A 22360-nucleotide genomic window follows, 5' to 3' on the forward strand; every position below is an offset into this window, starting at 1 on the left:
ACGACCCCGGCCCGCGCCCGCGACTGACCCCGGCGGGTCAGAGTTGGTGGGCTGCCGGGGATTGCCCCGTGCCGCTCCGGCTGGGATGACCGGAGCGGCACGGGCAGCGACGATCTCGATGCGGCTGGTTCTTCCGCGCGATTACTGGAGCAGGTCGAGTGCCAGGCGCAGGATGATCCGAATCGCGCCCCCGATGGTGGGGATGTCGACCCACTCGTCGCGCTGGTGCAGCCCCACGCCGCGCGGGCCGAACTGGATCGTCGGGATCCCTGCGTCCGCTGAGAAGTAGTTCGCGTCCGACACGCCCGGGAAGTAGCCGAACTCCGGCTCCTTGCCTAGTTCTGCCGCGTAGGCGCGGCTGAATCGCTCCACCAGTGGGTGCTCGACCGGCTGCTCCCAGGGCGGGTAGTAGGGCGGGTCGATGGCGAACTCGAAGGTCGCCGGGGAGTCGAGCGAGTCTGCCAGCGCGCGCATCTCCGCCAACACGCTCTCGTTCGTCTCGCCCGGCACGATGTGGCGGTTGATGGTGAAGCGTGCTCGCTCCGGGACGGTGATGACGTACTGCTCCGAGCCGCTGTGGAAGCTGAGGACCGATTGCGAGGACTTCATCCGCGGGTGCTGCCCGAGCGGCATCTCGTCCAGGCGCGCGACGAGCCGGGCCGCCTCGACCGCGGCGTTGACGCCCTCCTCCGGCATTGAGCCGTGTGAGGCGCGGCCGATCACGTCGCCGCGTACGAGTACCTTGCCGACTCCGCCCAACGTCGGACGATCCCACGACGGCTCGGTGACGATGCAGGCATCAGCGCGGATCCCGGCGTCGATCAGCGCGCGGGCGCCGATGGAATACGCCTCCTCGTCGACGACCGAGCTGAAGATCACGGTCCCCCGCCAGAGATCGCGCCGCTGGGCGAGGGCACGGGTGATGAGCATCGCGGCGGCGACGCCGGCTTTCATGTCGCCTGCACCGAGCCCGTAGAGCCGGTCCCCATCGCGCCGCGCCTGCCACGGGTCGCTGGACCACCCGGCCGCGGCGAGAACGGTATCGACGTGCCCGTTGAGCAGCAGCGTGGGGCCTTCACCGTTCTCGACCCGTGCCACGACGTTTGGCCGGTCGCCCTCGGTCGGCATCAACTCGGGCTCCAGCCCGTTCTCCCGCAGCCACTCGGCAACCTTGCGCTGGACCGCGCCCTCCTCGCCCGGGTAGCTGCGGATCGCGACAAGCTGAGAGGTCAGCGTCACGGCCTCCTCCGTGTCGGAGGCGGCACGCAGCCATTGCTCGTCTACCATCGAGCGTCCTTTCCTTCCCCGTTGACGTGGTCCCCCAGCGGGGCCGGCGGTAGTGTAGCCGATCGACGGCGCTGTCGAGCGTGCGAGGCAGTCACCCGCCATCGCGTGCGGTGTCCGTGGCGCCGCTCGGGGGGGCCACGGACATCGGGTCAGGTGGTGTCAGGGGGAGGCGCACCGTGAACGTGCTGCCGATGCGCGGCGTGCTCTCGACGGTGATGCTCCCGCCATGCAGCTCGACGATGCGCTTGGTGATGTGGAGTCCCAGACCGGTGCCGGGAATGTGCCCGACGATGCTGTCGGCGCGGAAGAAGGGCTCGAAGACCCGCGACTGCTCTTCCTTCGTCATCCCCACTCCCTGGTCGCGCACGCAAATCACGGCATGCGCGTCCTCGCGGCGGATCTCCATCACGATTTCCCCGCGGCCGCCCGAAAACTTGAGGGCGTTCGAGAGCAGGTTTGCCAGGACCTGGGTGATGCGTGCTCCGTCCCAGATGCCCATGAGGCTGTCGGGGGCGGACAGCCGCATCGGCTGCGCCGGATCGTGGTCGACGCTGTGCTCGACGGCGTCGAACACCTCGCGGGCGAGCGCTGCCAGGTCGCACGGTTCGCGCTGGAGGGCCAGGTTCCCGCGATCGATGCGCGAGATGTCGAGGAGGTCGCGGACGATGCGTTCAAAGCGCGCCAGTTGCGGCCGCAACTTCTCCATTGACGCCCGCAGCGCGGCGATGTCGGGCTGCTCGACGGTGAGGCGACGATCCAGCAGTTGGATGTACCCCTTGATACTCGTCAAGGGGGTGCGCAGTTCGTGCGCCGCCACCGACAGGAACTCATCTCGGGCCTTGATCGCCTCACGCGCTTCCTGGTAAAGCCGTGCGTTGTCCACGCTGAGGGCGCTGCGGCGGGCGACCTCCTCCAGGAAGGCACTGTCGATGGGCTCGTAGGGTCGAGATCCCGCGCGGCGGAGCCAGACGATCGCACCCAGCATCCGGTTGCGCGGGACCAGGGGGACGGCCACGAAGGAGGAGACGTCGAAGGCGCGACCGAGCACGTCCTCTTCCAGGGTCAGGTCACGGCGCGTGGTCGCCCAGTCGACCGCCGATCCTACCATCGGCCCCTGACCCTCCAAGAGCTGGTTCAGCAACGCCTGGGTTCTGGCTGGAATCGGGGCGGCCAGCAGTGCCTCGGCCAGCTCCGCGTCCGCCGGGTCCGCGTGGGCCACGGCAACGCGCCGGAACCCCGCGACCGGATCGGCGAGGTAGATCAGGCACCAATCCGCCAGTTCCGGAGCCGCCAGATCGGCGACGCGCTGGAGCATGGCCTGGTAGTTGGGCTCGACCGCCGCCAGCTCGCGGCTCATTTCGGCCAGGAACGCAACCCGCCGCGCCGCAACGGCTCGCGCCGCGGCGGCTTCTTCCCGGGCGCGCTCCGCACGGTGGCGCTCGGTCACGTCGCGGACGTAGACGGTGACGCCTCCGTCGCTGGGGGACACCCGGACCTCCAACCAGACGTCGGCTCGGGCGCAGTACGCTTCGAACTGCCGCGCGACCTGATCACTGAGCGCCTCGCGGATCATCTCCACGAAGAACGCGTCGTCGGCATCCGGCAACGCCGCTTGCAGCGTGTTCCCCAGCAACTCCTCGCGTGGCACTTTGAGGAGCTGTTCCGCGCGCCGGTTGACATAGGTGAAGCGGCCCTGCGCATCGAGGGCGACGAAGCCGTCGCTGATACTCTCCAGGATGCGCCGCGATTCGGCGTCGGCTTCCTCAGCCGTCGTGGCGCGCCGGAGGGTGCCCAGGCGGTGGCGGGCCAACTCGATCGCCAGCACGGCGATGGCCAGGAGCCCCAGGATGCCTACGACCAACGTCGCGATGGACTCCTCTCGCCTCAGAGCAGACGGGAGGTAGAGTGCCGCGGCGACCGCCCCGACGAGCATCACCAAGCGTGGGGAACCACGCCGCGCCACAATCATCATCGGTATGGCGTAGAGGGAGGGCGTGAGATAGCCACGCGGGAGGATAAACTCCACCCCGGTTGCCAGGGCGAGCGACGCGCTGATGAAGGCAATCGTGAGCCAATCAGCCCGACCGCGCGCCGGCACCACCGTCCTCCCCTGTCTTTACCCCTCGCGGCGAGGTCGTGGTCATGCTGACGCTCCCGAAACGGGATGGGGTCAGCTTCACGATCCTCATCGGTAACCCGCATAATACCGCGTTTGGGTCAACAATGGAAGCCGCGGAAGCTGCGAATCACGGCAAGACGGGGTGGTAGGAGCCGCTCACTCGGGGGGCGGTCTGCAAGAAGTGGGCGGCTGCATCGGCCGGCATTGGCGGCGCGAAGAGGTACCCCTGAACCCGGTCGCAGCCGATCCGTTCGAGGAAATCCAGTTGCTCCGCCGTCTCAACGCCCTCGACCGTCACCTGAAGTCGCAGGGCATTGGCAGCGGCGATCATCGCCTCCACCAAGGCCTGATCCTCACGGCTCTGGCCCAGTCCCCGCGCAAAGGATCGGTCGATCTTCATCGCGTCGGTGGGCAGGCGCTTGAGGTACGAGAGCGAGGAGTAACCGGTGCCGAAGTCGTCGACGGCCAACTGGATACCGAGCCGCTTGAGCGCGCAGAGGGTGTCGAGCGTTGACGCCGTGTCGTCCATCATCACGCTCTCGGTGATCTCCAGCTTGAGCGACTGCGGCGGCAGGCCCGTGTCGGTAAGGATCTCGGCGATGTCGGCGACCAGCGACGGGTGGCGGAACTGCCGGGCAGAGAGGTTCACGCTCACCACGCGCGGGGCGCAGTCGGGAAACTCCGTGCGCCATGCGGCGAGCTGGCGGCAGGCCTCGGCCAGCACCCAGTGTCCCAGCGGCACGATGAGTCCGGTCTCCTCGGCGATCGGGATGAACTCACTTGGCGCGACCGGACCGCGCTCAGGATGGTGCCAGCGCAGCAGTGCCTCGACTTCCACCGGTTGGCGGGTGCGGACGTCGAGGACCGGCTGGTAGTAGAGCCGGAATTCCCCGTGCTCCAGCGCGCGACGGAGGTCGCGCTCCAGCGCGAGCCGCTCCACGGCCTGGTCGTACATGGCGGGATCAAAGACGACGCGCCGCGCTTTACCCAGCAGTTTGGCCCGGTGCATCGCCGCGTCGGCATTGCGGATCAAGTCCTCGGGCCGATCGTCAGGGTCGCCACCCAGCGCGACACCGATCGAGTTGGTGATGACCAGCTCGTGGCCGTCCACCACGTATGGCTCGGCAAGGACCGCGGCGAGCCGGTCGGCTGCCGCGAGCGCGGCGTCAGTGCCTGAGGTGCCATGCATCAGCACGATGAACTCATCGCCGCCGAAACGGGCCGCCACGTCGCCGCACCGGATACCGCCGAGGAGGCGCTTTCCGAATTCGCTCAGAACCTGATCCCCGGCCTCGTGACCCAGGCTGTCATTGATGAGCTTGAAGTTGTCGAGATCGATGAAAAGGAGCGCGACCTTGGTACGCTCGCGCGTGGCCTGGGCCAGGGAGTCGGCGAGGCGCCTCTGGAGGAAGGCGCGGTTCGGCAAGCCGGTCAGCGCGTCGTGGTACGCCTGGTAGACCAATTCCTCCTCGAACCGCTTCCGCTCGCTGATGTCGCGCGCGTTGATGACGATGCCGCGGACGGCCGGGTTGTCAAGCAGGTTGGTGGCGGTGGCCTCGACAAAGATCCACGATCCGTCCGGCCGGCGATAGCGGAATTGGGTCGGCGGCATGGTGCCACCCCCATGGATCAGCTCCGACAGTTGCGCGCGGGCGTGAGAGAGGTCGTCCGGGTGAATGCGATCGAAGACGGACGTCCCGATCACGTCCTCCGGGCGGTAACCCAGCACGTGCTGGATGGCAGGGCTCACGTAGCGTGCGGTCCCGTCCGGGCCGACGACGGCGACGAGGTCGGACGCGTTTTGCACCAGCGACCGGAAGCGGACCTCGCTCTCACGGAGTGAGCGCTGCGCGACCCGGAGGCGTTCTCCCACCCAGGCGATCGCCTCGGCGACCAGCACGCAGACCGGCGCTGTGAACACGGTAGCGCTCAACGCGGTGGAGAAGGAGGTGCCGGTAACGACCAGGGGGGTGATGTAGGCGACGACCATCAGCGGGACGAATGGAAGCGAGGTCCACCGCGGGCACGCGAGCCCAATCCAGGTGAAGCTGACGATAAAGAAGAGCCCGAACCGAGCGGGCTCGTCGCGGGCGAAGTAATTGTGGAGAGCGATCAGCGTAAACGCGACAGGGACAAACCAGAGCGCCGCCCGACGGCTCCAGGCGTCCCAGGGAAGGAACCAGTTGGTGATGCCGATGGCGATGGCCGCGAGGGCGACGAGCGCGACTCCAAGGACGTGGTGCGGCCTGGCGGGCGGCAGCAGCAACGTGAAAAGCGTGACCACGCCGGCCAGGGCGAAGAATGCAGCTCCGATGCGCCCGACCACGCGGCGGGGGAGTCCTCCGTCATCCTCGTATGCCTGGTGCGGATGGTATATGGCACTAGACACCAGGGTCTCCTCCGGTCGGTCCACCTGCCCTTGCTTCGCACCGATCGGTTGAGAGCCACGGCCGTACCGGGCCACCCGCGCCACGATCGTATGCAATCTGCCGATCTCGTACCATGAGCGAAAGGTCGCACGTGACGGTATGACGATCCCGAAGGGAAACAGGACGATTGTCTTGCTCCGCACCGGAGGCAGCGGGGCGGCGGTGGCTGGTGTATCCTGCGTTGGGACGGCGATAGCCGACTCGGGACCGCGAGAGGACCACACGGAGGAGACGAGGATGACTGTATCCGACGAGATGCGATATCGGATCGAGCGCGACAGCATGGGCGAGATGCAGGTGCCCGCCGACGCGCTCTACGGCGCCTCCACCGCCCGCGCCGTCGAAAACTTCCCGATCAGCGGGCTGCGCTTTCCCCGCGCGTTCATCCGTGCCCTCGGCCTGATCAAGCTCGCGGCCGCTCGCACCAACGCCGAACTCGGGCTGCTCAGCGAGGAGAAGGCGCGGCTGATCGCGGAGGCCGCGCAGGAAGTGGCTGACGGGCGCTGGGACGGCGAGTTCCCACTCGACATTTTCCAGACCGGCTCGGGCACGTCGACCAACATGAACGCCAACGAGGTGATCGCGACTCGCGCAGCCCAGATTGCGGGTGGCGGCCGGCCGGTGCACCCGAACGACGACGTCAACATGGGGCAGAGCAGTAACGACGTCATCCCGTCGGCCATCCACGTGTCCGCCTACCTCGAGATCGCCGAACAACTCCTGCCGGCGATGGCGCACCTCCAGGAGATGCTTGAGCGCCGCGCCGCCGAGACCGACGACGTGGTGAAGATGGGGCGCACCCACTTGATGGACGCCATGCCGGTGCGCCTGGGCCAGGAGATCGGCGGCTGGGCGGCGCAGGTGCGGCTGGCGCGTGAGCGCATCGAGGCCACGCTGCCCCGCCTGGCGCAGCTTGCCCTCGGCGGCACGGCGGTCGGGACCGGCATCAACGCGCACCCGGAATTCGGCAGTCGCGTTGCCGCCGTCCTCGCGGAGCTCACCGGCCTGCCCTTCCGCGAGGCGGACAACCACTTCGCCGCGCAGGCGACGCAGAACACCGCCACGGAGGTGAGCGGCCAGCTCAAGACCTACGCCGTGGCCCTGATGAAGATCGCCAATGACCTGCGCTGGATGAACAGCGGGCCGCAGGGCGGCTTGGCTGAGATCGCCCTCCCGGCGCTGCAACCCGGCTCCTCGATCATGCCGGGGAAGGTCAACCCGGTGATCCCTGAGGCGGTCATGATGGTGTGCGCCCAGGTCATCGGCAACGACGTCACCATCACCGTCAGCGACCAGGCGGGCAACTTCGAGCTGAACGTGATGCTGCCCGTGATTGCCTACAACCTGCTTCAGTCGATCCAGATCCTTGCCAGCGCGTCGCGGGTGCTCGCCGACCGGGCCGTGGCCGGTTTCACCGTCAACCGGGAGGCGATCGACGACGTGGTCGAGAAGAACCCGATCCTGGTGACCGCGCTGAACCCGATCATCGGCTACGACCGGGCCGCGCAGATCGCCAAGCGGGCCTACGCCGAGAACCGCCGGATCAAGGACGTGGCCGCCGAGATGACCGACCTGTCGCCCGAGGAGATCGACCGGCTGCTCGACCCGGCCGAGCTGACCCGCGGCGGCATCAAGGGCGGCGGCTCCGCCGGGTAGGCGGGCCGCGTCCCGATGTACGCGCCAGCACGTGCCCGGGGTTGGGTGGCATGAAGGATCCCACGCCGTGGCCCGTGCCCTGGATGGGTGGTGGACGGATCTCGCGCCGCGGCGTGTGCCCGGATCGGATAGGTGACCGAAGGGTCACGCGCCGCAGCCCGTGCCCGGGGCTAAAGCCGCCGGGCACGGACCGGGTAGCGGGTACCTAACGTAGGAGAAGCGGACCTTCTCCCTCGCTCAGGTAGCCTCCCCTTGCACCTGCTCCATCAGTTCGGCGATCAGCGCGCGCAGGCGGTCGTAGTGAGAGCCTTGCCAGTACACGCGGTCGCACTGCTCGCAGCGCCAGAACTGGTCGTATTCATGCCGGGTGCGGGGCGGAAGGCGGTCGAGCACGGCGGCCTTCGGTACCGGATGCAGCAGGCCGTTGCAGCGCAGGCACCGGCTGAAGGGTTGGATCAACCCGGCGAGGTCGAATCGCCGCACCACCTCGCGCACCTGGTCGAGCGGCGCGGCCGCGCGGACGTAGTAGCCGTGCGTTACCGCGCTGCGCTTCAGCAACCCGCGGTCCTGGGTCAGAAGGATGCGCCGCTCGTCGGCCGAGATGCGCGCCAGTGTGGCGTCGTCGTAGTCGTTGCGGTAGAGAGTATCGAAGCCGAGGAGCCGGAGGTACCCCGCCAGTTTGCCGAGGTGGGTGTCGAGGACGAAGCGCGGCTCGCGCAGCGGGCTCGGCCGGACGCGCACGAGCGGGCTGATGTCGAGCGACTCGAAGACCGGGTAGACGCTGATGAAATCCCCGGGCTGCACGACATAATCGAAGCCGACCGATTCCCCGTTGGCGAGGAGCAGATCGACCTCGGTGTGTGGTACCCCGAGCGATTCGATCAGATCCTTGATCGAGGTGCGCCGTGCCAGCGGGTAGGTGGTGGGCACTTGACGCCGGTTGCGGGGCAGGAAATCGTTCAGTTCCGCGTAGAAGCGGACCGTGACGTGATCCATGTCTAGAGCACGATCTCCGCGTCCTGACGTCGCACGACGAGCCACTTGAGCGCGATCCCGATACCCAAGAGTAGCGCCCCCAGCGCGAGCAGGCCGATACCCATTGCCGCCTGGAACGGGCCGCCGCCGAAGTGGGAGAACGGGGCGGGACCGGAGATGATCCAGATGTAGCGGTCGTAGTCCCCATGGATCCACCAGTAGAGCGCAAGCGGCGATGCCGCGACGATCAACCCCAGTCCGAGAAACGCCGAGGCGACCAGATCGAGCATGAGCGTGCCGACGGTGATCTGCACCTGCGCGCCGTGCATGGTTGACCTCCGTTTCGCTGAGGGAGCCGGCACGTGATCGCTGGTGGCGGCGACGCGATGGTACCACGTCGCGCGCTGGCCCACCGCGCAACACACCCACACCGGTTGGGTCTTGTCAGGATAGGGTGCGAACGCGCACGATGCGCTGCGGGAGAAGCACGAGCGCGGCAAGACCTGCCGCGCTCGCGGAACGACTCGTGCGACCTTCGCGCGGGGTAGAGCTGCGATCTGGATGCATTGAGGATGTTTTCGGACCAGGAGGATGCGGCCGTGATGCAAGATGTCGCAGCGGTCCAGATCCCGGATGGGTACGAGGCGGTGGGCGCAGCCGAGGTGGTTGAGCAGGGACCCACCAGTGTTCGCCTGCGGGCCGGCACCACGACGGTCGAGGTAACGGTGCTGTCACCGGACCTGTTTCGGGTCGGGATGTTCCCCGATAGCCGGCCGGTGGTCTACCCGGACGCCGCCATCGCCCGGCACGACTGGGCGGCGGGAGAGGTGACCATCGCGGAAGAGTCGGGCTCACTGCGTCTAGAGACCGGTGCCGCCGCGGTGGTGATCGACCTCGATCCGCTCCGGATCGGCTTCCGCGACGGTTCCGGGCGACCCTTCCTGGAGGACGATCCCGAGTTGGGGATGGGCGCCGCCGGGCCGGCTCCGGCGGGGGGCGTCCCTGCCGCGCTGGGCCGGCCGGTCTACCTCTACAAGCGGCGCATCCCCGGAGAGCGCTATTTCGGCTGCGGCGAACGCACCGGCGGGCTGGAGAAGACCTCGTCGCATCAGGTCTTCTGGAACGTCGACCCGCCCGTCGGCCACAACGCGGCCATGAATGCTCTCTACACCTCGATTCCGTTCCTCGTGGCACTCCGCGAGGGCAGGGCATGGGGGCTCTTCTTCGACAACCCCTGCCGGAGCGAGTTCGACCTCGCCCGGCTCGATCCATCGCGGCTGTGCTTCAGCGCGATCGGGGGCGATCTGGTCTACTACGTCTTCAGCGGGCCCTCGCCGCGGGATGTGCTGGAGCGCTATACCGACCTGACCGGCCGCATCCCGATGCCGCCGCTCTGGGGGCTCGGCTACCACCAGAGTTCCTGGAACTACGAGACGGCGGAGGACATCGAGGAGGTCGCGCGCGCCTTCCGCGAGCGCGATATCCCGTGCGACGCGATCTACCTTGACATCGACTACATGGACGGGTTCCGCGTTTTCACCTGGAGCCCCGAGCGATTCCCCGACCCGGACGGCTTCATCGCGCGCCTCGGCGAGCAGGGCTTCCGGGTGGTAACGATCGTCGACCCGGGCGTGCGCGTCGATGAGGCGTACCCGGTCTACACCTCCGGTCGCGATGCGGGCTACTTCTGCCTGACCCCGACGGGTGAGGAGTACCGCAACGTGGTCTGGCCTGGCCTGTGCGCCTTCCCCGACTTCAGCGATCCGAATGTCCGTGCCTGGTGGGGCGAGCAGCACGCGGCACTCCTGGACCGGGGCGTGGCCGGCATCTGGTGCGACATGAACGAGCCGACGGTCTTCATCCCGTCGCGCGGGACCCTGCCGGACGACACGGTGCATCCCGGTGGTGGGCAGGCGCGGCTGCACGCGCAGGTGCACAACCTGTACGCCAACTACATGGCCCAGGCGGCGCGCGAAGGAATGGAGCGGCTGCGGCCGGACCGCCGCCCCTTCGTCATCTCCCGCGCCGGGTACGCCGGGTTGCAGCGCTTCGCCCTGCAGTGGACCGGCGACAACTCGGCCTGGTGGGAACACCTTTGGATGGCGATGCCGCAGCTCCAGAACATGGGGCTATCCGGTATGGCCTGGGCCGGGGTCGATATCGGTGGCTTCTCCGGCGACGCGACGGGCGAGCTGCTGGCACGTTGGACGGAGTTCGGCATCTTCCAGCCGTATTGCCGCAATCACAGCGAGAAGGGAACGGCTCGTCAGGAGCCGTGGGCGTTCGGCGAGCCGTACGAGTCGATCATTCGGAACATGCTCAAGCTCCGCCAGCGGCTGCTCCCCTACCTGTACACGCTGTTCGAAGAGTGCCATCGCACCGGCGCACCCATCCTGCGCCCGCTGCTGTTCGAGTATCCGGAGGACGAGGCGACGTACGCCGCTGACGATGAGTTCCTGCTGGGTGACCGGATCCTCGTGGCCCCGATCACACGCCATGGCCAATCCTACCGCCACGTCTACCTGCCCGCCGGCTCCTGGTTCCACCTGTGGCGGGGCGAGCGCTACGAGGGACCGGCCGACGTGCTGATCCACGCGCCTCTGGGGGAGCCGGCGGTCTTCGTGCGGGGCGACGCGCCGGTGCCGCTCTGGCCCGCCATGAACTACGTCGGCGAGCGGCCCGCCGACCCGCTGACCTTGCTGATCTATCCCGCCGGCGGGAGGGGCGCGCTGGAGCTGTACGAGGACGCCGGGGACGGCTATGCCTACCTGGACGGAGAGTACGCCCGCACGCGCGTTACCTGCCGCTCGGACGATGCCGGAATCACGGTCGAGATCGGCGCGCGTGCGGGCAACTTCGTGCCGGAGCGCACCCGCGTCATGGTCGAGTTGCGCGGGCTGGAGACTGCGCCGTCGCAGGTGCTGGTCGAAGGGGAGCCGGCCGAGACGACCTTCGACGACGGCGTCGTGACCATAGCCCTCGATGCGAGCGCCGAGGCGCGGACGATCGAAGTCCGCCGCTGACGGCGTCGGACAGCCGAACGGGGACTAGTGCGCCAAGTCCGCCGGGCGCGACGTGGACGCAGGGCGCGGGTCGTGGGCATACTTTCCGGCCGTCCGGAAAGGGGGCGGAGATGATCCTGCCGAAAGTTCGCGACCCGCGTTTGGTCACGATTCGCCGCGGTGGAACTCTCACCGATGCGGATCACCAGCTCCTCGCCCTCTGGGCGGCGCTGTGTGCGGAGCACGTCCTACCCCTCTTCGAGGCCGTGCAGCCGGAGGATCCGCGACCGCGCCACGCGATCGAGCAGGTCCGCGCCTGGGCGCGCGGCGAGATTCGAATGTCCCAGTCGCGTGCGGCAGCCGGTCATGCGAACGCCGCGGCCAGGCACCTGAGTGGTGCACCGCGGTTTGCGGCGTTTGCGGCCGGGCAGGCGGCGGCGGTCGCCCACGTCGCCGCGCACGCGCTCGGCGCGGCTGCCTACGCGATTAAGGCCGTGCGCGCCGTCGCACCGGAAGGACAGGCCGTGCAGGCCGGGCGTCTGGAGTGCCAGTGGCAGCGGGACCAGCTCCCGGAGCCGATCCGCGAACTGGTGCTCGACGATCAGCGGCTCCGGAATCACCTCTGCTGGGGCGTGTTCGACTGCTGACTGGGCGACGCGCCTGCCCATGCGACAATCCGTTGAATCCAACCCGGGCGCATCACCCGTTGTTATGGTACGCGGGACTCGGTCCACGCCAACGGATCTAGCGGGTGGGGCGGCCGCTCCAGCGTGAGATCCTTCGCTTCGCTCAGGATGACGGGTGTCGTGAAGCGGTCTCCGGGGAGGTAGACGAGGTTCGTTCCTCACGGGTCACCTCGGCCCACCGCCGAGGCGCACGTCGCGCAATGGACGGAGCGCCGTCCTGCGAATCCCTTGGCGTTGACGCCCGTAACAGCCTTTGCTACAGTGGAGAGAGCGATATCCATGCAGCGTCTGACAACGTTGGACGGGAATGACCACGCCTGATCGTGCGGCAAATCGGGGGCCGGTCGAGGGTGCTGACCGACCCAGTCTTCGGCGCAGTTGTGCGAATCCACAGCGGTGGCAGAGCAGCATCCGGTATCGTCCGCCGCATCGGGAATTGCGCGCAGGTGCCAGCCCGGACGGATAGCGCGGTGCTCCGGTGCGCTTCCATACCTGCACGGCCGGTGGCAGTACGCGTGTGCATGGGACGGTCCGGCAATGGCCGCGCGACGGTGCCACACATGATCTTGTCCGAGGGCGGTTAGCGCGACACAAGTCCTGGCGGGTGCCGTTTCGCCCGGTCAACTGCCGGGCGGAGATGGGAGGCCCCGCGCTTACTGGTGGAATCGGACGGCCGGGTGCGTCCGGCGGGACGGCGGGGGCCGGTCGGTCCCTGGCCAATGCGCCCGAAGAGGACGCATCCCGGCCGAAGGATGGCTGTGCACGGTTTATGGTGAGGAGGGGCAGTACGAGATGCAGCACGAGTCGCAGCCACTCATGAACCACAGGCTCAGTCGCCGGTCGATGTTGCTCGGTCTCGGGACGACCGTGCTGGGTGGTCTGCTTGCCGCCTGCGGTGGCGGCGAGTCGGAGGAGACGCCCGCCGCAGCCGCTGAGACGCCGACCCAGGCTGCCGCTGCGCAGACGCCCACGACGGCCGCGGCCAGCCCGACCGCCGCTGCCAGCCCGACTGCCGGCACCCCGTCGGCGTCCTCGTCCTCCGGAGAACCTGTCCGGGTCGGGGTCATTGGCACCATCTCGGGCGTCTACTCCACCCTCGGGCAGAACATGGTCGACGGGATGAAGCTCTACCTCTCGGAGATCCAGAACCAGGCCGGGGGGCGCCCGATCGAGCTCATCGTCGAGGACTCGGCGGGTGATCCGGATCAGGCACTCGCCAAAGCGCGGCAGCTCGTCGAGCGCGACCAGGTGCACCTCATCGCCGGGGTGACGCTGAGCAATGAGGCGGCCGCCGTCCGCGACTACATTGTCGAGGCGCAGGTTCCGTGGATCATCGGCAACGCCGGGTTGCCGGGGCTGACGCGTGACCCCAACATGCGGAGCCCATACATCTTCCGCGTCTCCTTCGCCAACGGGCAGTACGAGGCGCCCTTCGGTGACTATGCCTACAACACCCTTGGTTACAAGCGAGTCGTCGTCACGGCGCTCGACTACTCGGCCGGCCACGACAAGGCGGGTGCCTTCAGCCAGCGGTTCCAGCAGGCAGGCGGTGAGATCGTCGGCGAGGTCTACGCGCCGATGGACACGCAGGACTACGGCCCGTACCTGCAGCGCATCCAGCAGATGGACGCCGACGCCGTCTGGGCTTTCTATTCCGGCGGCGATGCGGTACGCTTTGTGTTGCAGTACACGGAGTTCGGGCTCAAGGACCAGTTCCCGCTCATCGGCGCCGGTGACACCGTGGATGAGAATATTCTCAACCAGCAGGGCGACGCTGCCCTCGACGTTGTCAGCACCCTGCACTACAGCCCACTGTACGATTCGCCGGAGAACAAGGCCTTCGTCGAGGCGTTCCAGTCGACCTACAACGCCCAGGCGAACCAGTTTGCCTACCAGGGCTACCTGGCTGCCCGGGTCATCGCCGAGGCCTTGAACGCCACGGATGGGAATGTGGAGGATAAGCAGGCGTTCCTCGAGGCGCTGAAGGGGGTTCACTTCACCGGGCCGACCGGCGAGTTCCGGTTCCACCCCGAGTCCCAAGGACCGGTGATCACGGTGCTGGTGCGGCGCGTCGAGAAGCTTCCTGACGGCAGCTACGGGAACGTCGTGATCGATGCGATTGGGAATGTCGATGACCTGTCGTTCTAGTGGCAGGCTGCAGGGGAGGGTAGCATGCCGATCAACGCGGCAAGCGTAGTCATCGGCCTGTCATACGCGAGCCTGCTCTTTCTGATCTCGGTCGGGCTGTCGGTGGTGTTCGGGTTGATGCGGTTCGTCAACCTGGCCACCGGCGCCCTCTACCTCGTCGGTGGCTACGTCGCCTGGAGCGTGGCGAACCGGACCGACAACTTCTGGCTGGCGCTCCCGGCCGGGGCGCTCGTGGCCCTGGTGATCGGGGTCGTGATCGAGCGTGGCTTCCTGGACCGGCTGCTCGGCAAGGAGTTGATGCAGGTCTCCCTGACGCTGGGGGTCGCGTACATCGTGGCCGATGTCACGCGCTGGATCTGGGGCGGCGACCCGTTGCGGGTGCGTGCTCCGGAGGCGCTGCGCGGCTCGACCCGCATTTTCGGCTCCGTCGTCCCCACCTATCGTCTCGCGTTGATCGTGATCGGCGCGATCTTGGCGATCGTCGTCTGGTACCTGCTGGAGCGCACGCGCTGGGGCGCCTACGTCCGCGCGGGCGTGGACGACATGGAGATGCTCGAGTGCCTCGGCGTGAACGGGCGCCGCATCTTCTCGGTGGTCTTCGCGTTGGGCGCGCTCCTGTGCGGCCTGGGCGGGGCGCTGGGCACGCCGGTGACCGGCGTCTCGCCGGGCATCGACTCGCAGATGCTGCTGATGGCGCTGATCGTGGTCGTGCTCGGAGGACTGGGATCGGTGCTCGGCGCGATCGTGGCGAGCGGCGTAGTCGGCATGGTCGACAACATGGTGCGCACCTTCTGGCCTGAGGCGTCGTTCTTCGTCGTCTGGGTGCTCGTCGCCCTGGTGCTGATCGTACGGCCGCAGGGCCTGTTCGGCCGCGCGGTCTAGGGAGAGGCAGGGCGAACCGGCATGCATCGCAAGGGTCTGGACGTACGCAGCGCGCGCTCGAGCCGCCTGCTGCTGCTCGCGGTCGCCGTGATCGCGCTCCTGGTCGCCCCGGCTGTGCTACCCGACTATCCCCTGAGCGTCCTCACCGAGATCGTGATCTTCTCGCTCTTCGTCATGTCCCTCAACTTGCTGGTCGGGTACACCGGACTGCCCTCACTGGGCCACTCGGCCTTCTTCGGCACGGGCGGGTACGCGGTGGCCTTGCTGGCGATCCGCGCGCACCTCTCGGCGATCCCGGCGCTCATCGTCGCGGTACTCGCGGGAATCGCGCTCGCGCTCATCACCGGCCCGTTCGTGCTCCGGACGAGCGGCGCCTACTTCCTCATCCTCACGCTCTCGCTGACGCAGGTGCTCTTCGGGATCGTCTGGCTCTGGCGCGGGATGACGGGCGGCGATGACGGCCTCCCCGGCGTCCCCAGGCCGCAGCTCCCGTTCCTGTCCGGCGTCGTGGGGAGTTGGACGAACTTCTACTATGTGGTGCTCCTCGTCGTGGCCATCGCCGTGGCCACCCTGTGGTGGGTCGTGCGATCCAGCTTCGGACTGACGCTCGTCGGAATCCGGGAGAACGAGCGGATCGTCGAGGGGCTGGGGTACCCGACCTGGTGGACCAAGTACATCGTCTACATCCTTGCCGGGGGCTACGGCGCCCTGGCCGGTGGGCTCTTCGCCTACTTCAAGGGGTACGTCGGCCCCGGCCAGCTTAGCTGGCTCACGGCGGGCGAGGCGCTGGTGATGGTCATCCTCGGCGGGGCCGGAACCTTTTGGGGGCCGGTCCTGGGAGCTACGGTGGTCCTGCTGCTTCGGTACGAGGTGAGCAGCTTCACGCAGCGCTGGGAGACCATCCTGGGTCTGGTCTTCATCCTGGCTGTGCTCTTCCTCCCTGAGGGGCTCGCGCGCCTGCCTGACCGGATCAGGGACATCCGGGCGAAGGGCCGACCCGCGGCCGCGCCTGCGGAGCAACCCGCCGCGGAGGCTGTCGGGTCCACAGCGATTGCGGAGAGGTCGGAGCAATGACGGCGCCGGCGTTACAGCTTGAGGACATCACCAAGACCATCGGTGGCCTCACCATCCTGGATGGGATCCCGCTGAAGGTCGAGCCGGGGGAGCGGCGCGCGATCATCGGGCCGAACGGCGCCGGAAAGACGACGCTCTTGAACGTCATCGCCGGGTTCCTCCCGCCGACCCGCGGGCGAGTGCTGATCTTCGGCCACGACGTTACCCGGCTGCCGGCCCATCGCCGCGTCGACGTCGGGCTGATGAAGACGAACCAGCAGCCGGCTGTGCTGCGGGAGCTGACGGCGCTGGAGAACGTGATGCTCGCGCTGCTGCGGGGGCGGCACCGCTTCTTCGGTCTCGCCGGATCGGTGGACCGCGACCACGAGGCGCGGCGCCAGGCGATGTCGGTGCTGGAGGAGTGGGATCTGCTGGATGTCGCGCACGAGCGCGTCCAGCACCTGTCGCACGGCTACCAGCGCCGCCTGGAGCTGGCAGCGCGCTTCGCCATGCGGCCTCGCCTGCTGCTCCTCGATGAGCCGGCGGCAGGCCTCGCCGCCGACGAGATTCCGGCGTTCCTTGAGCGGCTTCAGCGGCTGCCGCGCGACATGACCGTCATCCTCGTCGAGCACAGTATGCGCGTGGTCTTCGCCTTCGCCGATCGCATCACCGTGCTCCACCACGGCGCGGTGCTCACCGAAGGCACTCCGGACGAGGTACGACAGGACCGGTACGCACAGGAGGCATACCTGAGTGGCGGGACGCGGAGGAAAGATGCTTGAGCTCCGTGATCTCTCGGGCGGGTACGGCGACGGCTCGGTGCTCAACGGGCTCTCGCTCACGGTGGAGGAGGGGCAGGTCGTCGCCCTGCTCGGCCGCAACGGTGCGGGCAAGACGACGACGATGCGGGCCATCTTCAACCTGTTGCCCCAGCTCACCGGCAGCGTGACGCTGCGCGGCGAGTCGCTGCGTGGCCTGGCGCCCTACGAGGTGTCCGCGCGCGGCGTGGCCCTCGTGCCCCAGGGGCGCCGGATCTTTCCCTCGCTCACGGTCGAGGAGAACCTGCTCATCGGCGCCCGGCCTCCGCGGTCCGACTCGAAACTCCGCTGGACCGTCGATGAGATCTATTCCCTCTTCCCGGTGCTGCGCGAGCGCGGCCGGGTACGCGGGACGCTGCTCAGCGGTGGTGAGCAGCAGATGCTGACCCTCGCGCGCTCGCTCATGACGCAGCCGCTTCTGCTCCTGTGCGATGAGCCGTCGGAGGGGCTCGCGCCGGTGATGGTCGACCGGGTGGGCGAGGTGCTGCAACGCCTCCGCGCCGCCGGGCTGTCGATCCTGCTGGCCGAGCAGAACCTCGATCTGGCGCTCTCCGTCGCTGACGTGGCCTACATCATCGAAGAGGGCCGGGTGATCTGGCACGGCACGAGCGCCGACCTGCTGGCCAACGAGGACGTACAGGCCACCTACCTCGGCATCCGCATCCAGGGGGACTGAGGCGCGTCCGCGACCCGCTCCTCCGTCCCCCGCTTCGTTTTCCCCAGCTCCGTAGACCGTTCCGCAGCGTTCTCCACCCTCGAACTGCCCCGGGTGTGTATCGTGCCGCCCCGGCTCATTCCTGTGTCTCCTGCTCCGCCGAAATCCGCGCCGGTAAGCTGCTAACGATACCTGGGGGTTGCCGAATCTTGATCTCCCCGGTTAGACTGCTGATTGTTACGCCGGCAGATAAAGCGAACTCATTCGTCAACAGCCAGATCCTCGCTGGACAGGCGTTTGAGTCCAGACTGGGACGGAGGTGAGGCGTTGGCCGGTACAGGAGGGACGACCTCGACCGGCGCCACCGGTACTCAGTTCGCGTTGCGCGTGGACGCCGTGTCCAAGCGCTTCCGCCAGGGGCAGCGTGAACTGCTGGCGCTCGACAATGTGAGTTTTGACATCGAGGTCGGGCGCTTCCTCGTCATCGTTGGCCCGAGCGGCTGCGGCAAGACGACGCTCCTGCGCATCCTCGCCGGGTTGGAGCGCCAGGACGAGGGACAGATCTGGATCCGTCCCAACGCCGACGGACACCCGGCAGCCGCCATGGTCTTTCAGGAGCAGTCGGTCTTCCCCTGGATGACGGTGCGGGACAACGTCGCCTACGGGCTGGCGCTCCGCGGTGTGGGACGACGGGAGCGCTTCCGCGAGGCCGAGCGCTGGATCCGGAGCGTCGGGCTGGAGGGATTCGAGCGTGCGTACCCGCACCAGCTCTCCGGTGGAATGAAACAGCGCGTCAGTATCGCGCGGGCGTTCGCGGTCGATCCCGACGTGCTGCTCATGGACGAGCCCTTCTCCGCGCTCGACGAGCAGACCCGCACGATCCTGCAGCAGGAAGTGTCATCGCTCTCCGAGCAGCAGCACAAGACGGTGATCTTTGTCACCCACAGCATCGACGAGGCGATCACGCTGGGCGATGAGGTGCTGGTCATGACCCACCGGCCGGGTCGCGTGAAGCGCCTGATCTCCATTCCCTTCGCGCGCCCGCGCGACGTGGTCGGCGTGCGCGCGAACCCGCGCTACGGCGAACTCTACGAGGAGATCTGGCAGCTCATCGCGGAGGAAGTCCAGCAGGGGCCGAGGGAGGAATGACGTGTCTGAGCAAGGTGTGAGCGTACCGAGCGAAGCCCTTCCCGCCGGGCGGGCGTTGCGCCGCCCGCGCGCAGGGGCCAAAACCGAGGTCGCCGTCCAGCTCCTGTCGCCTCTGGCGCTCCTCGCTGTCTGGGAGATCACCGCGCGAGCCGGCTACATCGACCAGCGGTTCTATCCGGCTCCCAGTTCGATCGTCCAGGCGTTCTGGGACGCAGTGACGACCGGCGTCTTGCTGCACCATCTCAAGATCACGCTCGGGCGGCTCGCGCTCGGCACCCTGATCGGTGGGGTACCGGCCGTGCTGCTCGGGCTGGCGATGGGACTCTCGCGCTGGCTGCGGCTGGCGCTCGACCCCATCATCGCCGCGACCTATCCCCTGCCCAAGAGCGCCCTCTTCCCATTGCTGCTGCTCATCTTCGGCCTCGGTGAGGGGTCGAAAGTGGCCATGGTTGCCATCGGGGTCTTCTACCTCGCGGTCACCAACTCCATGGAGGGCGTGCTGGCCATCAACCCCGTCTATCTCGACGTCGCCAAGACCTTCGGCGCGCGGCGACTCGACGTCGTCCGCACCGTGGCGCTCCCCGGGGCGCTGCCGCTGGTGCTTGCGGGTCTTCGGCTCGGCGTTGGGACCGGGCTCATCCTGGGGGTGCTGGCCGAGATGCTCGGGGCGCGCGACGGCCTGGGGTACCTCTTGTGGAGCGCCTGGCAGACCTTCTCGGTGTCGTCGCTCTACGCGGTGCTCTTCGTGACCGCGGTGCTCGGGTTCGTGAGCGTCAAAGTGGTGGACATCCTGCGCCGGTGGCTCGTGCCCTGGCAGTCCGGCTCGCGGAACTGATCGCCGCCGGCGGGAGCTTTCGTCCCACGCCACGGCTACCGGTGCCGGAGTGTGGTGTCGGATGCGGCTGGAACCGGCCAGCCGCATGGTGCCCGGCAGGGTTAGTGAGGAGGGGAGCATGACCCAAGACTCGAAGTTGACGCGGCGCTCGTTCGTCCGGGGTGCGGCGCTCCTCGCGGCCGCCCCGCTGACGACGCTCCTGGCGGCGTGCGGCGGTGGGGAAGCCGAGCCAACCGAGCAGTCGGCCCAGGCACCGACGACCGCCCCCTCGCCGACGAGCGCGAGCGGCGGGACTGCAGCGGGCCCGGCCGCGTCCCCGGCGGCGTCTCCGGCAGCCGAGGCGCCGACTCCGACGGTCGTGACCGGCCAGGGCGCCAAGACGCCGTTTAAGTTCGCCACGGCACGACAGATCGCCTCCCTCACCCCGTACATCGCCCTGGAGAAGGGGTACTTTGACGAGGAGGGGCTCGAGGTCGAGCTCGCCGAGATCCAGACGCTCGGCCAGATGGTGCCGTTCCTGGGGACCGGTGAGATCCTGGCGGCCGGCGGCGCGCTCTCCGCCGCACTGTTTAACGCCATCCGCCAGGGCATCGAGATGAAGGTGGTGGCGTCACGCACGGCCCTGACCCGCGGCTTCACCTTCCACGGCGTCTACGCCGCAAAGTCGCGCTACGACAGCGGCGAGATCCGCTCGATCGCCGACCTGCGGGGGCGGACCATCGCCAATACCAACGTTGAGGGCCTGGTTGCCTGGGAGAATGCCCGGATCCTCCAGAGCGCGGGATTGACGCTCAACGACGTCGAGCTGGTCGGCATGACCCCGCCCGATATGCCGACCGCCCTCGCCAACGGGGCCGTCGATGCCGCGCTCTTGATCGAGCCGTACGTGGTGATGACGAAGCGGCTGGGAGCCGGGGAGCCCCTGGTCGAGGGAGATGGAATCCACGACCTGCTCGGCCAGGATGTCCCGATCGGTGTGGTGCTGGCGTCGCCGGCGCTCCTGGAGGACCGCGACCTCGCCATTCGCTTCCTCCGCGCGCACCTCAAGGCCGCGCGCTTCTACAACGAGGCGCTGGTAGATCCGGCCACCAAGAGCGAGGTGATCGACATCGCGCTCAAGTACCTGCCCGGCCAGGATCGCTCGCTGTACGAAGAGATGATCTGGCCAGGCATTCCCGAGGACGGCGGCTTCAACCCTGAGTTCGTCGATGAACTCCAGCAGTTCATGATCGAGCGAGGGGAGATTGAATCCGCGCTGCCGGTCGAGGACGTAGTAGATCTGAGCCTGCTCGAGGACGCGCGGAACTCGCTGTGATGTGACGGAGCCGCTGTCTGCCCCGCACGCCGGCGGCGTCCGGCGCGCCTCGATGCGGCGCGGCATTGCTGGTGGGTAGACCATTGGGGAGGAGCGAGATATGCCCAGACGACTCACTCGACGTTCGTTTCTCGCCCTGTGGGGTGGCGCGCTTGCCGGGGGCCTGCTCGCGGCGTGCGGCGGTGAGGATTCGACCCAGGAGGCCGCGGCATCGACTCCGACGCCGGCGTCGACGCCGACCCAGGCGGCCTCGAGTAGCGACGCAAGCCCGGCCCCGGCGACCACTCCGACGCCGGTTGCGACTCCGACGGTCCAGCAGGCGACGCGCACGCTCCGCGTCACGACGATCGGCGCGGTGTCGGACGCCGGCATCTTCATCGCCATGGAGCAGGGCTACTTCCAGGAGGTCGGCATCGAGATCGAGCTCGACACGGCTGCGCGCACGGCGGGGGAGACGATCCCGCTGCTGAGCACGCAGCAGTTGGACATCTCCGGCGGCTCCTTCTCCGCCGCGCTGCTCAACGCGGTGGCACAGGGGGTCCGCGTTCCCGCGGTCGCCACCAAGGGGTCTCTGAGCCGCGGGTTCGGCTTCCACGCCATCGGCGTGCCCAAGCACCGCTACGACGACGGGACCATCACCACCGTGGCCGATCTCCGGGGCAAGAAGTTCGCCGTCACCAACGACTCGGGCATCGACATCCTGGAGGCGAAACGGGTGCTGGAGAGTGGCGGCCTGACCCTTGACGACGTCGAGATCGTGGTCATGCGCGTCCCGGACATGCCGGCTGCGCTCCAGAACGAGGCGATCCATGCCGCGGAGCTGGTCGAGCCGACGGCCGCGATCGCCATCGATCAGCTCGGCGTCGCCGCGCCACTCCTCCGGGGCGACTCCCTGGTCGACGTGATCGGGGACGACTTCCCCATCGCCGGGATCTTCTTCGGGCCGCACATCGCGGAGGATCGCGACCTGGCGGTGCGCTGGATGGTCGCCTACCTCCGGGGGTTGCAGTTCTACAACGACGGCTTGCAGGACCCGGAGCAGCGGAAGCGAGTCATCGAGATCCTCAAGCTGTACACGCCCGTCCAGGATGATGCGCTGTTCGACCGGATGGTCTGGCCCGGCCTGCGAGCGGACGGACGGTTCGACACGGCGCCCTTGGAGCAGGTGCAGGAGATTTGGCTTGCGCGCGGGGCGATCCAGCAGACGGTACCGGTGGACCAACTGGTGGACTTCAGCTACATCGAGGAGGCAATGCAGCAGCTCTAAGCACGGACGCGGCCCAATGGGCTCGTCACGGGGTTCCCGTCGCCCGTGGCGCGGTGGTCACAGATCGCGTGCATGCGCGGAGGA

17 protein-coding genes are annotated in these 22360 nt (G+C 68.1%); 12 read left to right on the forward strand and 5 right to left on the reverse strand.

Annotated elements, in window-relative coordinates:
- Nucleotides 1-141: 141 nt before the first annotated feature.
- From IRZ30_RS04585 to IRZ30_RS04595, 3 genes are all read right to left on the reverse strand, one after another.
- Entirely contained in the window at nucleotides 142-1287 is a 1146-nt protein-coding gene (locus IRZ30_RS04585; RefSeq protein ID WP_294083417.1) for a M20 family metallopeptidase, read from the reverse strand.
- Between the two features lie 91 nt (nucleotides 1288-1378).
- Complete coding sequence (locus IRZ30_RS04590; protein ID WP_294083419.1) at nucleotides 1379-3385, reverse strand: ATP-binding protein; 2007 nt, start codon at nucleotides 3383-3385, stop codon at nucleotides 1379-1381.
- A 148-nt stretch (nucleotides 3386-3533) separates the two neighbouring features.
- Nucleotides 3534-5795 (reverse strand): EAL domain-containing protein, encoded by a 2262-nt coding sequence (locus tag IRZ30_RS04595; RefSeq protein WP_294083421.1) that lies wholly within the window; start codon nucleotides 5793-5795, stop codon nucleotides 3534-3536.
- Nucleotides 5796-6072: 277 nt separating this feature from the next.
- Between IRZ30_RS04595 and IRZ30_RS04600 the strand changes: the two genes are divergently transcribed.
- Nucleotides 6073-7491 (forward strand): aspartate ammonia-lyase, encoded by a 1419-nt coding sequence (locus IRZ30_RS04600; protein ID WP_294083423.1) that lies wholly within the window; start codon nucleotides 6073-6075, stop codon nucleotides 7489-7491.
- 237 nt (nucleotides 7492-7728) lie between these two features.
- On the opposite strand, the gene IRZ30_RS04605 is transcribed toward IRZ30_RS04600, so the two are convergent.
- Both IRZ30_RS04605 and IRZ30_RS04610 read right to left on the reverse strand, forming a co-directional pair.
- On the reverse strand, nucleotides 7729-8487 hold the full coding sequence (locus tag IRZ30_RS04605) for a Mut7-C RNAse domain-containing protein (protein WP_294083425.1): 759 nt from the start codon (nucleotides 8485-8487) through the stop codon (nucleotides 7729-7731).
- 2 nt (nucleotides 8488-8489) lie between these two features.
- Complete coding sequence (locus IRZ30_RS04610) at nucleotides 8490-8795, reverse strand: hypothetical protein (RefSeq protein ID WP_294083427.1); 306 nt, start codon at nucleotides 8793-8795, stop codon at nucleotides 8490-8492.
- A 273-nt stretch (nucleotides 8796-9068) separates the two neighbouring features.
- Here IRZ30_RS04610 and IRZ30_RS04615 point away from each other — a divergent pair, with 273 nt between their 5' ends.
- The 11 genes from IRZ30_RS04615 (at nucleotide 9069) to IRZ30_RS04665 (ending at nucleotide 22276) form a co-directional block, all read left to right on the forward strand.
- On the forward strand, nucleotides 9069-11489 hold the full coding sequence (locus IRZ30_RS04615) for a glycoside hydrolase family 31 protein (RefSeq protein WP_294083430.1): 2421 nt from the start codon (nucleotides 9069-9071) through the stop codon (nucleotides 11487-11489).
- A gap of 110 nt (nucleotides 11490-11599) precedes the next feature.
- Nucleotides 11600-12115 (forward strand): putative immunity protein, encoded by a 516-nt coding sequence (locus IRZ30_RS04620; RefSeq protein ID WP_294083432.1) that lies wholly within the window; start codon nucleotides 11600-11602, stop codon nucleotides 12113-12115.
- An 831-nt stretch (nucleotides 12116-12946) separates the two neighbouring features.
- A complete protein-coding gene (locus IRZ30_RS04625) occupies nucleotides 12947-14302 on the forward strand; it encodes an ABC transporter substrate-binding protein (protein ID WP_294083434.1) in 1356 nt (451 codons plus the stop codon).
- A gap of 24 nt (nucleotides 14303-14326) precedes the next feature.
- Nucleotides 14327-15184, forward strand: coding sequence for a branched-chain amino acid ABC transporter permease (locus IRZ30_RS04630; RefSeq protein WP_294083436.1), 858 nt, complete (start codon nucleotides 14327-14329; stop codon nucleotides 15182-15184).
- 21 nt (nucleotides 15185-15205) lie between these two features.
- Nucleotides 15206-16258 (forward strand): branched-chain amino acid ABC transporter permease, encoded by a 1053-nt coding sequence (locus IRZ30_RS04635; protein ID WP_294083439.1) that lies wholly within the window; start codon nucleotides 15206-15208, stop codon nucleotides 16256-16258.
- Nucleotides 16255-17019 (forward strand): ABC transporter ATP-binding protein, encoded by a 765-nt coding sequence (locus IRZ30_RS04640; protein ID WP_294083441.1) that lies wholly within the window; start codon nucleotides 16255-16257, stop codon nucleotides 17017-17019. Before IRZ30_RS04635 ends, IRZ30_RS04640 begins: the two co-directional genes overlap by 4 nt.
- Complete coding sequence (locus IRZ30_RS04645; RefSeq protein WP_294083443.1) at nucleotides 17012-17731, forward strand: ABC transporter ATP-binding protein; 720 nt, start codon at nucleotides 17012-17014, stop codon at nucleotides 17729-17731. The genes IRZ30_RS04640 and IRZ30_RS04645 overlap by 8 nt, the downstream gene beginning before the upstream one ends.
- Nucleotides 17732-18037: 306 nt before the next feature.
- Nucleotides 18038-18859 (forward strand): ABC transporter ATP-binding protein, encoded by an 822-nt coding sequence (locus tag IRZ30_RS04650; RefSeq protein ID WP_294083444.1) that lies wholly within the window; start codon nucleotides 18038-18040, stop codon nucleotides 18857-18859.
- 1 nt (nucleotide 18860) lies between these two features.
- Nucleotides 18861-19694 (forward strand): ABC transporter permease, encoded by an 834-nt coding sequence (locus IRZ30_RS04655; RefSeq protein ID WP_294083445.1) that lies wholly within the window; start codon nucleotides 18861-18863, stop codon nucleotides 19692-19694.
- A 118-nt stretch (nucleotides 19695-19812) separates the two neighbouring features.
- Nucleotides 19813-21009 carry an ABC transporter substrate-binding protein gene (locus IRZ30_RS04660; protein WP_294083447.1) on the forward strand — a complete coding sequence of 399 codons (1197 nt, stop codon included), beginning with the start codon at nucleotides 19813-19815 and terminating at the stop codon, nucleotides 21007-21009.
- A gap of 100 nt (nucleotides 21010-21109) precedes the next feature.
- Nucleotides 21110-22276 (forward strand): ABC transporter substrate-binding protein, encoded by a 1167-nt coding sequence (locus IRZ30_RS04665; protein ID WP_294083450.1) that lies wholly within the window; start codon nucleotides 21110-21112, stop codon nucleotides 22274-22276.
- The last annotated feature ends 84 nt before the right edge of the window (nucleotides 22277-22360 follow it).

Origin of the sequence: Sphaerobacter sp. (genome assembly GCF_019683595.1) — a bacterium.
Taxonomy (GTDB): Bacteria; Chloroflexota; Chloroflexia; order Thermomicrobiales; family Thermomicrobiaceae; genus Sphaerobacter.